The following is a 12,405-nucleotide window of genomic DNA, read 5'->3' as shown; positions in this document are numbered from 1 at the left end:
CTTTTCGTGCCAGATTGGCCAAGCCGCATCGGACGGCCTTTCCCGGCTTTTTCTTCCCTCCTTTTCCCCCCTGTTTGCCTCAATTAGGCGCAATTGCACCAAAACGGTTTGCCAGCGGGGCGCTCAGGCGGGCAATGCCTGCAGCAGTTGCCGCGCCAGCTCCCCCAGGCTCAGGTGGCGGCTCATGGCGGTGCTGCGCATCAGGCGATAGGCCTGCTCCTCATCCAGCCCCTGATGACGCATCAGGCGCCCCTTGGCCTGCTCGATGAGCCGCCGCTCCACCAGCTTCTGGCGCAGCTCGCTCTCGGTCTGCATCAGGGTCTGCACCATGGCGAGCTGGCTGCGGGCGAGCCGCAACCACTGCTCCACCGGCTCCCGCTCGCCGCAGGGGTGGGGCACCAGCAACACCCCCTGCTGCAGCAGGGCGAGCTGGGTATCGCCCCCGAGCCGCTCGCAGAACAAGAGGCGCGGCATGTCGGGCCAGAGGGAGAGGCCGAGGCGCACCTCGGCGCCGAACTGGCGGCAGCTGACCAGCAGGGCCTCCCCCTGCTCCATCGGGGTCAGCAACTGGCGGGTGTCGAGGATCCTGGGCTGATGACCGTAGTGGCTGACCAGCAGGGCCAGGCGATTGGCCTGGCCCGGATCATCGGCGTGGATCAGCAGGCGGGAGGAGGGGCCATCCTGGCCCCGGGGAAGAGTAGTCATGGCGCTCCTTGCCAACGGCTATCGCAACGTGTCTGCTGCCAATGCCGCAACATGAAGGCCAACTATTTGAATCTACCTCCTTTTTATCCATCAGGAGGTAGTAGGGGTAGAGGGGGAAACCCGGCTCAGGCTACCCGCTCCATGGTCTGGTTCAGCAGGGCCTGCAGCTCGGCGCCAAGGTTCACCACCTCCCCCATGATCATCAGCACGGGGCTCTGGCCGAGCAGGGCACGGGCGGCCTGCTCCAGTCCCTCCAGCCGGGCGTGATGGACCTGCTGGCGCGCACTGCACCCGGCCACCACCAGCGCCACCGGCAGATCGCCCGAGGCCCCCGCCGCCAGCAACCCCTGCCGGATCTGGGCCGCCCGCTCCAGCCCCATGTAGAACACCAGGGTATGGCCGGCCCGGGTCAACCCCTGCCAGCCCCGATAGTCCCCCTCGTCCATCAAATGACCCGTCACCAGGGTCAGGGAGCGGGCCAGCCCTCTGTGGGTCAAGGGAATAAGAGTGCTGGCGGCGCAGCCCAGGGCCGCCGTGATACCAGGCACCAGCTCGGCCTCGATGCCGTGGCGGGCCAGGTGCAGCGCCTCCTCCCCGCCCCGGCCGAACACCAGGGGATCCCCCCCCTTGAGCCGCACCACCCGCTTGCCGGTGCGGGCCAGCGCCAGCAGCAGGGCATTGATCTCCTCCTGGGTCGGGCTCGGCTCGCCGCAGCGCTTGCCCACGTCGAAGCGGGCCGCCCCCTGGGGGATCCGGGCCAGGATCTCGCTCCCCACCAGGCGGTCATAGACCACCACTTCTGCCGCCTCGATGCGGTACAGGGCGCGCAGGGTCAACAATTCGAGGGGCCCGGGGCCCGCTCCTACCAGACTGATTTGGCTCATCGCACACTCCTTGTGTTGCTGCCCAGGCCTCAGACCTGGGCGATATAGACATGCTTGATCAACAGCTTGTCGATCTCGGGCAGGCAGGTGCCGCAGTTGCTGCCGCAGCCGAGCAGGGCCTGCAGCCCCGCCAGCTCGCTCACCCCCTGCCGGGTGATGGCATCGACGATGCGCTGCTCCGACACCCGCAGGCAGGAGCAGACCAGCCGGCTCTCACCGGCCAGGGCCTGGCTCAGGGTCTGGCTCAGGGCCCCCGTCTGCAGCGGCGTGCCGAGCAGGCTGGCCAGCAGATCGACTTTGATGTCCGGTCGCCGCTCCCCCACCAGCAACAGGCCCTCGATGCGATCCCCGGCCAGGGCCAGGGCGAGCCAGCCCTCCTTCAGGGGGAGCCGCAGCCAGCGCCCCTGGGTTGCCAGCCGCTGCCACAGGAGTTCGGGGGCCTCTGACCAGGAGGCCAGCAGGGTGCAGTTGCCCTCGGGCAGAGGGCGTCTGGCCCACCAGTCCACCGGCTCGCGCCAGTCCCGGCGGCCGCACCAGAGTCCCTGCCAGCGGGTGGCTTGCGCCCTGGCCTGCACCCGCCCCTGCTTGAACATGGGCTGGCCGGAGAGGGGATCCACCACGGCGGCGATGAGGCGGTTGACCGCACCCTGGCTGCACTGGCTGTCGGTCCAGTGCATGGGCAGGAAGGCTTCCCCTTCCCTGAGCCCCTCGTCCAGCCCCAGCAGCAGCAGGGCCTCCCCGAGCTCGTTGTGAAGGCGCACCAGATCCCCCTCCCTGGCACCGAGCGCCAGCAGGCTGGCGGCCCCCACCCGCACCCTGGGCCAGGGCTCGGCCTCCTGCAACCTGGGCACGTGACCGGTGCGGGTCATGGTGTGCCACTGATCACGCAGCCGGCCGCTGTTGAGGAGCAGGGGGAGATCCTCCCCTCGGGGGGCGGCATCATGCTGGGGGGGGAAGTGCTGGGCCAAGGGCAGCAGGCGGGCCCGGCCATCCGGGGTGGCAAAGCGCCCATCCTCGAACAATCGGGCCCTCCCCTGGGGCCAGTCGGCATTGACGGGCCAGCTCAAGGGTTCCAGCGCCTCGAACTCGGCGCGGCTCAGACCCGCCAGCCCCGAGATATCAAACTGGCGGCGCCCCTGGTTCTCGAAGCCGGAGAGGGCGGCGTGCTCACAGAAGATCTCGTGCTCGTGCTCATAGGCGAACCCCTCGCCAAAGCCGAGCCGGCGGGCGAGCTGGGTCAGCGCCCACCAGTCTGGCCTGGCCTCTCCCGGCAAGGGCAGAAAGGCGCGTTGGCGACTGATGGTGCGCTCGGAGTTGGTAACCGTGCCGCTCTTCTCCCCCCAGGCGGCGGCGGGCAGCAGCAGATGGGCGAGGCGCGCCGTGTCGGTGTTGGCCGTCACCTCCGAGACCACCAGCAGCTCGCAGCGGCTCAGGGCTTCGCGCACCCGGTTGCCGTCCGGCAGGGAGACCGCCGGGTTGGTGCCGAGCACCCAGAGGGCGCGGATCTCCCCACGGTGCACCGCCTCGAACAGCTCGACTGCCTTGCGCCCGGGCCCGCGCACCATGGTCGGACTCTGCCAGAAGCGCCGCACCCGATCGCACTCTTCCTCGCCAAAGCCCATGTGGGCGGCAAGCTGGGTCGCAAGCCCCCCCACTTCGCGCCCCCCCATGGCGTTCGGTTGCCCCGTCATGGAGAAGGGGGCCGCCCCCGGCTTGCCGATGCGGCCGCACATCAGGTGGGCGTTGATGATGGCGTTGGCCTTGTCCACCCCCTGGTTGGACTGGTTGATCCCCTGGCAGAACAGGGTGACCGTCTTGGGGGTGCGGGCAAACAGCTGGTAGAAGCCGAGCAGATCGCTACGGGAGAGGCCGCAGCTGCGGGCCACCTCGTCCAGTTGCCAGGCGGGGTCGTCCAGCGCCGCCGCCAGCGCCTCGAAGCCGCTCACATGTTGCGCCACATAGGCCTTGTCCCAGCCGTCGCTGTCAAGCAGGTAGCGGCACAGGCCGTTCCACAGCGCCACGTCGCTGCCGGGCTTGAGGGCCAGGTGCAGATCCCCCTGCTCCGCCGTCATGGTGCGACGGGGATCCAGCACCACCACCTTGAGCTCGGGGCGCCGTGCCCGCGCCTGCTGCAGGCGGCGAAACAGCACGGGGTGGGTCCAGGCGGTGTTGGCACCGGTGAGCACCACCAGATCCGCTAGCTCCAGATCCTCGTAGCAGGCGGGCACCAGATCCTCCCCGAAGGCGCGTTGGTGGGCCACCACCGCCGACGACATGCAGAGCCGGGAGTTGGTGTCCACGTTGGCACTGCCCAGATACCCCTTCATCAGCTTGTTGGCGACGTAGTAGTCCTCAGTAGTGAGCTGGCCCGACAGGTAGATGCCGATGGCCTCGGGCCCGGACTCGGCCAGGATGGCGGCAAGGCGCTGCGCCAGGGTGTCCAGCGCCTCATCCCAGCCGATGCGCTGCCCCATCCAGCGCGGGTAGAGCAGGCGATCGGGGAACGCCAGGCTCTCCAGCAGGCTGGCCCCCTTGACGCACAGGGCGCCGCCATTGGCCGGATGCTGTTCATCCCCCTGCAATTGCCAGTTGTCGCCCTCCCGGCTCAACCGGATGCCACACCCCACTCCACAATAGGCACAGGTGGTCTTCATTCCCTCGCTCCTTGTCGCCGGCGGCCCCCGGGGGCCGCCTCCTTGTCCTGTTGGATGACGGGCCCATAAAAAAAGCGTCCGCCCCCCTGCGGGGACGGACGCCTTTGTCCGGATGAGCCTCAGTCATCTTGTATGAGGAAATGACTGCAAACCCCGCGCCAGGATGTCAGGTGCGCCACCATTGAGCGCCAGGGCGCGGGGCTGCGCCAGAGCGGTGCAACTGCTCCCTTGTTGGGCCCGCCGGACGGGAGTCGGCGCCACAGGCTGGGCAAGGGGCGCGCCGGGGGTATAATGCGCCGCCACAGAGGAGAACGAGATGAAAGAGTCAGATTACGGCGCCGCACAGCGGGTCGATGTGCAGCCGGATGCGGCTCCCGATTATTGCGCCATCGGGCTGGTCAATCCCAAGTCACCGGAGAATGTGGGAGCCGTGATGCGGGCCGCCGGCTGTTACGGGGCAGAAGAGGTCTACTACACGGGGCAGCGCTTCGAGCTGGCGCGCCGCTTTGCCACCGACACCAAGCAGATGGTGGAGAAGATCCCCCTGCTCGGGGTCGAGGATCTGCTGGCGTTCGTCCCCGAAGGCTGTACTCCTGTGCTGGTGGATCTCATCGAGGGGGCCACCTCGCTGCCGGACTATGTGCACCCGGCGCGGGCCTTCTACATCTTCGGCCCGGAGGATGGCACGCTGGATCCCGCCCGCTTCGCTGCGGTGAAGGAGGTGATCTACGTACCGACTCAGGGTTGCATGAACCTGGCCGCCTCGGTCAACGTGATCCTCTACGACCGGCTGGCCAAGAAGCTGAGGGCTGAAGACTGAGCAAGAAGGTGATCCAGACAGCCAGACACAAGACCGCATCAATCCGGTGATGGTGCCAGCGTGCGCGCCCTCGCCTCCTGCTCCCTGATAAAGTCCCGGTAGTCGTGGTAGAGCCTGTTTTTCCGATAGATCTCCGCCAACCTTCCCTGCCTGATCAGGGTGCGCATGCCGGGATCCCAGAGCCCATGCAGCTGCCTGCCCTTCTCGTTATCGGCGAAGATGGGGTAGGTCGGGATCCAGCGCAGGAAGACCTGAGCCAGCTCGGGCGGGAGGGCGCCCTTGGGGTAGAGGGCGCCATCGGTCAGGTAGTAACGGTAACGCCCCTTGAGCAGCAATTGCAGTGCCGTGGTGTGGTTGTCTATCTCGTACCAGCGCATGGTCACCGGGATGTACTTGTCGAAGGCCCAGCCCCGCAGCCAGAGCACCTCCTGCTCCTTCAGGCTGGCCTCCCCGGTCCATTGCGGCAACCAGCGCTTCTGCATCACCACAGTTACGTAGTCGGCCGAGTCGGGGTAATCCGGCTGATGAACGCCTGCCACCTCCCCCGATAGACCCCCATCGCCATGTCGCCCCCCTTCTGCGCCACCACCGCCAGCGCCCGCTTGTAGGGCACCAGGTGAGGCTTTACCACATACCCTTCGGGTTCATAGATGGCGCGAACAAGGTCCAGATAGACCCCTTTGCCATCCCTTTGGCAGAAGCCGGGCCAGTCATCACAATAAACGTGCAGGGTGTCGGCCCGAACAGGCAAGACGAGCAGCAAGCAGCACAACAGGAGCGGACGAACCATGTACCAGTGTTTCCTCTAAGATGTTGCCGTCAGCAGGCGCTCACAGCCAGGCGGCACATTCAGGCATACAGATAGCATAGAAAGCCGTCGTGCCCGTTCATATTTTTCCTGATTTTGCGAGCGGGTCGAGGGTTATTGCCCCATCGTTCCGTATCATGAATCATAAGATTCATTAGTGACCTAACTTGAGGGGAGCTTTCTCATGCCAACCATCAAATCCCTGCTCTGTCCCGTCGATTTTTCCGATATGTCCAAGGCCGTGCTCGACTACGCCGTCTTCATGGCCCAGAGCCACCAGGCCGAGCTCAAGCTGGTGCACGTGGTGGACCAGTTGCACGGCTTCGACAGCTACAAGATCCTGCACATGACCGCCATCGAGATCACCCACGAGATGGAGCGTCAGGCCAAGAGCCAGCTCAAGGAGCTGGTCGCCAGCCTGCCCATCCCGGCCAAGTTCGAGGTGCGCTTCGGCCGCGCCGCCGACGAGATCGTCCTCCAGGCGAAGGAAGACAAGGTGGATCTGCTGGTCATGGGCAGCCACGGTCGCTCCGGCCTCAGCCATCTGCTGGTGGGCAGCGTGGCGGAATCCGTGGTGCGTCACGCCCCCTGCCCGGTGTTGGTGGTGCGCAAATAATCCCCCTTCCATCTGACAACCGAAGGCCAGCATTTGCTGGCCTTCTTGCCCTGTATTGCTCGGGGTACCCGCCTCAGCCGTGGGCATAGATGACACTCCCCCCCTTGATGATGTCGATGATGGCCCTCGACTGCTCTCGCGGCAGCGCCGGGCAACCCCAGCTGCGGCCCAGCTTGTCATATTTTTGCAGATGCCTCGGGCTCGCATAGTCAGCCCCGTGCACGACGATGGCGCGCTTGCGGGCATTGCTGTTCTTGCCCGGACTCAGTCCGTCGAGGCGCAGGGAGTAGCCGTGCTTGCCCTGATAGGTTTCGGCGGTGCGATAGACCCCGAGGGAACTCTGCCGGGAATTCATCTGGTTGGAGAACTGGCGCGCGGCCAGCTCCCCCGAATTGCGACCGTGGCTGACCCAGGTGTGGTAGAGCAGCTTGTGCCGCTTCACGTCGATGACGAACAGCCGGCGCATGGTCGAGGGCTTGCTGTAATCGATGATGGTGAGGATGGGTTTGCGCTTGTGGCGCACATCTTGATAACCCAGCAGGGCCTTGCGGAACACCTGTTTGTCGAGCTTGCTCGCCAGACCCAGCTGACGGTAGAGATCCTGATCCCAGCTGGCGTGGCCCTGGCTGCTGAAGCAGAGCGCCACCAGCAGCGGCAGCCCCAGCCAGAGGCGGGTCAGCCGCGCAACCCAATGCTGTCGCTTCATCCTTGAAGTCGCTCCCCTTCCTGATCTTGCGCCCTGAATGACGCCATCTCTCGCTGGATAGTTATATGCAAGCCACTGATAGTGCGCAATAAAAAACCACAAAATGCCGACCAGAGTCGGCATTGACGGCAAGATGTTGATCGCCTTGCTCAGGCACGGATCAGATAGTCCGCCTGGCCGACCCACTTGTAGCTGGTCAGCTCGGTCAGCCCCATGGGGCCACGGGCGTGCAGCATCTGGGTCGAGACCGCGACTTCGGCCCCCAGGCCAAACTGGCCGCCATCGGTGAAGCGGGTGGAGGCATTGACGTAGACCGCCGCCGAACCGGCACCGTTGACGAAGCGCTCCGCATTGGCCAGATCGTTGGTCAGGATGGCGTCGGAGTGGCCGGCGTTGTGCTCGCGCATATGGGCCAGCGCCTCGTTCACATCCGCCACCAGCTTGATCCCCAGAGTCAGTCCCAACCACTCGGTGTCGAAATCTTCCGCTCCCGCCTCGCACAGGTTGTCGGCACCGGCCAGCAGTGGCATGGCGCTGGGTGCGGCCACCAGGGTCACCTGGCGCTCGTTCATCAGGGAGACCAGCTGCGGCAGGAAGCGGGCGGCGATCTTCTCGTGGACCAGCAGGGTATCGAGGGCGTTGCAGGCGGAGGGGCGCTGCACCTTGGCGTTGTCGATGACCGCCAGGGAACGTTCCAGATCGGCGCTCTCGTCCACGAAGATGTGGCTGATGCCAAAGCCGCCGATGATGACGGGGATGGAGCTGTTCTCCTTGCACATCTTGTGCAGCCCGGCACCGCCGCGGGGGATGATCATGTCCACATAGCGATCGAGGCGCAGCAGCTCGCCCACCAGGGCCCGGTCAGGGTTGTCGATGTACTGCACCGCATCACCAGGCAAGCCCGAGGCTGCCAGCGCGCGCTGGATCACCCGCACCAGCTCCAGGTTGGAGTGGAAGGTCTCGCGCCCACCGCGCAAGATGCTGGCGTTGCCGGTCTTGAGACAGAGGCTGGCGATGTCGATGGTGACGTTGGGGCGCGCCTCGTAGATGACGCCGATGACACCTATAGGCACCCGGCGGCGGGAGAGGCGAAGGCCGTTCTCCAGCACCCGGCTGTCGATTTCGGCGCCGACCGGATCGTCAAGGGAGATCACCTTGCGCACATCCGCCACTATGCCGGCGAGGCGGGCGGGGTTGAGCAGCAGGCGATCCAGCATGGCTTCCGACAAGCCGGCGTCGCGGCCTGCCGCGATATCCTTCTCGTTGGCAGCCAGGATCTGCGCACTGTGCGCTTCCAGTTCATCGGCGATGGCGGCCAGCGCGCGGTTTTTCTGCGCCGTGCTGATGGTCGCCAACTGATAGGCGGCCTCACGGGCCGCCTGCCCCATTTTCTCCAGACTCATAATGTGGTTCCTTTCTGAGTGCCGCCTTACGGCAGCACCATGTCATCTCTATGAATGGCCCATGGTCCCGTGACTTCAGGCTCTAGGTCGGTGCATCACAACAGCACCATATCATCCCGGTGGATGGCCCATGATCCCATAGCCATGGCAGCAGCCGCAGGGTCTATCAGGGCCGACTACTCACAGCAGCACCATGTCGTCTCTGTGGATGGCAACGGCGCCATAGCCGTAACCCAGCACGGCCTCTATCTGATCCGAGTGTACGCCCCGCAGCTTCTCAAGCTCCAGATGATCGTAACGGCAGATGCCGCGGGCCAGCTCACCCCCCTGGGGGCCCAGGATCCGCACCACGTCGCCACGGACGAAGTCTCCCTTGACCGCGACTATGCCCTTGGGCAGCAGGCTGGAGCCTTTCTCCTGCATGGCGGCCACGGCCCCCTGATCCACCTGGACTTCGCCGTGAGGGGGCGGCCCTGCCAGGATCCAGCTCTTGCGCCCTTCCAGCGGCGAGGCCAGTGCCGGGAACAGGGTGCCCACCCGCTCGCCGGCGGCAAGGCGGCCGATCACTTCCGGGATCTGGCCGGTGGCGATCACCACGTTGACCCCGGCGCGGCGCGCCACGTCGGCGGCCTGCAGCTTGGTGGCCATGCCGCCGGTGCCCAGACCGCTGACGCTGTCACCGGCGAGGGATCGCAGGGTGTCGTCTATGGTCTGCACCTCTTCGATGAGCTGGGCATCCGGGTTGGTGCGAGGGTCCGCGGTGAAGAGCCCCTTCTGGTCGGTCAGCAGGATCAGCAGATCCGCATCGGCCAAGATGGCGGCGCGGGCGGAGAGGTTGTCGTTGTCCCCTACCTTGATCTCGGCGGTGGCCACGGCGTCGTTTTCGTTGATCACGGGGATGATGCGGTGATCGAGCAGGGTGCGCAGGGTGTCACGGGCATTGAGGTAACGTTCCCTGTCCTCCAGATCGGCGCGGGTCAGCAACATCTGGCCGATGTGCAGACCATAGAGGTTGAACAGGTCCTGCCAAACCCGGATCAACTGGGTCTGACCGACTGCCGCCAGCATCTGCTTGTTGGGCAGGGTCGGCGCCAGCGGAGGATGTCCCAGATGCTCACGTCCAGCGGCGATGGCGCCAGAGGTCACCAGCACGACACGGTGCCCGTGTCGATGCAGGGCGGCACACTGCCTGACCAGCTCCACCATGTGGGCACGATTGAGATGGGCAGATCCCCCGGTGAGCACGCTGGTGCCCAATTTGACGACTATGGTTCTGTTTTCCATGGGAACAAAGGGTCAGAAAAGTAAGGAATCCCTTTATACCCACGGCCCTGTTGCCCTGCAAGGCAATTAAGCCTCACAGCTGTCATGGCAAAGAGGGGGCCCCGCGGATCGATGACCACAGGGCCCAGGCGGATCAGGCCGCCGTCACGTTCAGCTCGTTGGTGACCTGCTTCGCGGGAGACAAGGTGCACTCCAGCAGGGTCAGCTTGCCGCTGATGAGTTTGTAGAAGTGGTTGAGGGTTCGTTCGACCTCGGCCTGGTGCTTCTTGGGCAGCGGCTTGTCGAGCCACACCCCGTCCGCATTGTAGAACCCGACCTGATAGTGATAGCTGAAGCTGTGGTCCTCCTGCTCCAGCACCAGCCACCAGCCCCAGAACTCCCGCTTGTCCGGTGCCGGTTTGGCACTGACACAGACGGAAAGGCAGTCGAAGCGGTAGCGTCCCTCCTCGCACAGATCCTCGCGCAGATAGGGGCCAATGGCCGCGAATTGCCTCAGCAATCGCTTGTAGGTCACTCTTTCTGACATGCTAACCTCCCTGTTGAACAAGCCATACCATCACATGGTGATGTTACATTTTTAGTTATATATCATGTACATAAGTGTTTCTTTAGCCAATCTACCGTCTCTTTGAGCGCTTCGTCATACACCTCGAGCAGAGGCTGTTTGTCAAACACCACCGCCTTGCCATTGCGGCTGGCGGAGGCCAGGGCCCGGACATCCGGCTCGGGACAAATGAAGTCACGCTTGTGGCCAATGCTCAGGATGGGCACAGAGGTGCGACTCCCCAGCAACCCCTGGGTCTTGAGGGAGAAGACCTGGCACTTGGTACGCAGCAGATCCCACTGGGCGGCATCGGCCCCCAGGCGGTTCGCCAGCCCGTCCCGCATCATGCGCGGACAACGGGCAAACATCTCCTGATTGGTAAACACCTGATTGATGCCGGCCCCGATGCAGACCACAGTCCTGAGCTTGAAGGGTTCGATGAAGGCGAGGCGTGCTGCCACATTGCCGGCGAGGCGGAATCCCACCATGGCGATGCGCTGATGATCGACCCAGGCCACCTCGGAGAGGTGGTTGAGCACCGCCTGGTGCAGGCGACTGGTGTCCTGCACCAGCGGCCAGTGCTCCGCATAGCCGGTTCCCGGCATATCCAGCGACAGCATGCCGATGCCGTGGGGCTCGAGGCACTTGAAGTAGAAGTTGAGGAAGTCGACCTGGAGGGCGTCGATGCCGCCACTGACGATGACCAGAGGCACAGGCTTGTCGGTGGTGGGCAGGTGCAGATAACCCTGAATGGTCTTGCCCCGGAACGGGACCTGCAGCTCCTTGAGGGGCACCTTGAACAGCCTGCCGGCCTCGCGGTAAGCCATGTTGCAGAGCAACTGGGCCTGATCCGCCAGCTCGTCATTCTTGAGGTGGGGGTAGCTCGCGATGGAGTAGTAGCGCACCGCCTTGAGAAGGTTTTTCAACGCTCCGGCGGCATCGCCCTGGCTCACCAGCTCGCGCCCGGCATTGAAATAGCGGCCAGCCAGCTGGCTCCACTCATAGACCCAGTTGCCGGGCACATAGCCCTTGATGGTATCCAGATAGCGCTCGTGGCTGCGTTCCCCCTGCCACATGGCGATGCGGGCCAGGGTCTGCTCCACCTCCACCGGATCCGCCCCCTGCCAGGCCCAGGTCGGCCGGCGCAGCAGGCGATACCAATGGGGCGACAGGGCGCCGTCGATGAAACACTCGGCCAGGGAGCTGTCCTGCTCTTCGACCGGGCTGGAGTTGGATATTTCGGAGGTTTCCAATACCTTTTTGACCCGGGTGAACAGCTTTTCCGTCAGGTTGGTATCGTCGTTTGGTTCCAAGATGGTGACTCTTCTGTCTCAAACAATGGCCCATCTTAACCACTTTTCACCGCAGGCAGCCACATCATAAACACATAAGGCCCCAAACAGGGGCCTTATGAAACCGTCTTGCCATCGGCGCGAGCAACCCGCCCCCGCAGCAGTCAGGGGCGGTGCGCCAAGGCAGCGGCAATTACTCTTCGTCGCAGATCGGGTTGGCAAACTCCAGCGCCATGTCCCAGGGCTGCTCAATCCAGGTGTCCTGCGGGATGGCGACCTCGAAGTCATCCACCAGCGGCTCACCCATCGGCTTGGCGAAGATGGTGATGAACTTGGCCTTGGGATAGAGGTCACGGATCGCCTTGGCGGTACCACCGGTGTCCACCAGATCGTCCACTACCAGCCAGCCTTCGCCGTCACCGGCGGTGGTGGCGGCCTTGACGACCACCAGCTCACGCTGGCTGTTGTGGTCATAGCTGGAGATGCAGAGGGTTTCGACGTTGCGAATGCCAAGTTCGCGGGCCATCAGGGCGGCAGGCACCAGGCCACCACGGCTGACCGCGATGATCCCTTTCCACTGGCTGACGGGCAGTTGACGACGGGCCAGACGGCGCGCTTCACGTTGCAGGTTATCCCACGACACATAGAACTTTTTTGGCATGCTATCGATCTCAACGAGTTATAAAGGC

Annotated in this window: 11 protein-coding genes and 1 pseudogene; 2 read left to right on the top strand and 10 right to left on the bottom strand. The window is 64.6% G+C overall.

What is annotated here, in order from left to right; translation table 11 throughout:
• Nucleotides 1-123: 123 nt before the first annotated feature.
• The 3 genes from KI797_RS04385 to KI797_RS04375 form a co-directional block, all read right to left on the bottom strand.
• Entirely contained in the window at nucleotides 124-705 is a 582-nt protein-coding gene (locus tag KI797_RS04385; RefSeq protein WP_226171693.1) for an ANTAR domain-containing response regulator, read from the bottom strand.
• A 125-nt stretch (nucleotides 706-830) separates the two neighbouring features.
• Nucleotides 831-1,589, bottom strand: coding sequence for a uroporphyrinogen-III C-methyltransferase (gene cobA, locus KI797_RS04380; protein ID WP_226171690.1), 759 nt, complete (start codon nucleotides 1,587-1,589; stop codon nucleotides 831-833).
• Nucleotides 1,590-1,618: 29 nt separating this feature from the next.
• Nucleotides 1,619-4,243: a nitrate reductase gene (locus KI797_RS04375; protein ID WP_226171687.1), complete on the bottom strand. Its 2,625-nt coding sequence runs from the start codon at nucleotides 4,241-4,243 to the stop codon at nucleotides 1,619-1,621.
• Between the two features lie 316 nt (nucleotides 4,244-4,559).
• On the opposite strand from KI797_RS04375, the gene KI797_RS04370 reads away from it, so the two are divergent.
• On the top strand, nucleotides 4,560-5,063 hold the full coding sequence (locus KI797_RS04370; RefSeq protein WP_226171684.1) for an RNA methyltransferase: 504 nt from the start codon (nucleotides 4,560-4,562) through the stop codon (nucleotides 5,061-5,063).
• A gap of 38 nt (nucleotides 5,064-5,101) precedes the next feature.
• Here KI797_RS04370 and KI797_RS04365 read toward each other — a convergent pair.
• Nucleotides 5,102-5,853 (bottom strand): annotated as a pseudogene (locus KI797_RS04365) (hypothetical protein).
• Between the two features lie 202 nt (nucleotides 5,854-6,055).
• Here KI797_RS04365 and KI797_RS04360 point away from each other — a divergent pair.
• Nucleotides 6,056-6,487, top strand: a complete 432-nt coding sequence (locus KI797_RS04360; RefSeq protein WP_005325997.1) for a universal stress protein — start codon at nucleotides 6,056-6,058, stop codon at nucleotides 6,485-6,487.
• Between the two features lie 73 nt (nucleotides 6,488-6,560).
• Here KI797_RS04360 and KI797_RS04355 read toward each other — a convergent pair whose 3' ends face one another.
• The 6 genes from KI797_RS04355 to gpt form a co-directional block, all read right to left on the bottom strand.
• Complete coding sequence (locus tag KI797_RS04355) at nucleotides 6,561-7,193, bottom strand: murein L,D-transpeptidase catalytic domain family protein (RefSeq protein WP_226171681.1); 633 nt, start codon at nucleotides 7,191-7,193, stop codon at nucleotides 6,561-6,563.
• 149 nt (nucleotides 7,194-7,342) lie between these two features.
• Complete coding sequence (locus tag KI797_RS04350; RefSeq protein WP_042649873.1) at nucleotides 7,343-8,596, bottom strand: glutamate-5-semialdehyde dehydrogenase; 1,254 nt, start codon at nucleotides 8,594-8,596, stop codon at nucleotides 7,343-7,345.
• A gap of 180 nt (nucleotides 8,597-8,776) precedes the next feature.
• Nucleotides 8,777-9,880 (bottom strand): glutamate 5-kinase, encoded by a 1,104-nt coding sequence (gene proB / locus KI797_RS04345; RefSeq protein ID WP_005325991.1) that lies wholly within the window; start codon nucleotides 9,878-9,880, stop codon nucleotides 8,777-8,779.
• A 133-nt stretch (nucleotides 9,881-10,013) separates the two neighbouring features.
• Nucleotides 10,014-10,406 (bottom strand): sigma factor-binding protein Crl, encoded by a 393-nt coding sequence (gene crl, locus KI797_RS04340; RefSeq protein WP_218409555.1) that lies wholly within the window; start codon nucleotides 10,404-10,406, stop codon nucleotides 10,014-10,016.
• A gap of 62 nt (nucleotides 10,407-10,468) precedes the next feature.
• A complete protein-coding gene (gene frsA / locus KI797_RS04335; protein ID WP_226171678.1) occupies nucleotides 10,469-11,737 on the bottom strand; it encodes an esterase FrsA in 1,269 nt (422 codons plus the stop codon).
• Nucleotides 11,738-11,909: 172 nt separating this feature from the next.
• Nucleotides 11,910-12,377 (bottom strand): xanthine phosphoribosyltransferase, encoded by a 468-nt coding sequence (gpt, locus tag KI797_RS04330; RefSeq protein ID WP_005325980.1) that lies wholly within the window; start codon nucleotides 12,375-12,377, stop codon nucleotides 11,910-11,912.
• Nucleotides 12,378-12,405 lie beyond the last annotated feature (28 nt).

The organism is Aeromonas media (genome assembly GCF_020423125.1).
GTDB lineage: Bacteria > Pseudomonadota > Gammaproteobacteria > Enterobacterales > Aeromonadaceae > Aeromonas > Aeromonas media.
This window is presented reverse-complemented; position numbering and strand designations above follow the sequence as displayed.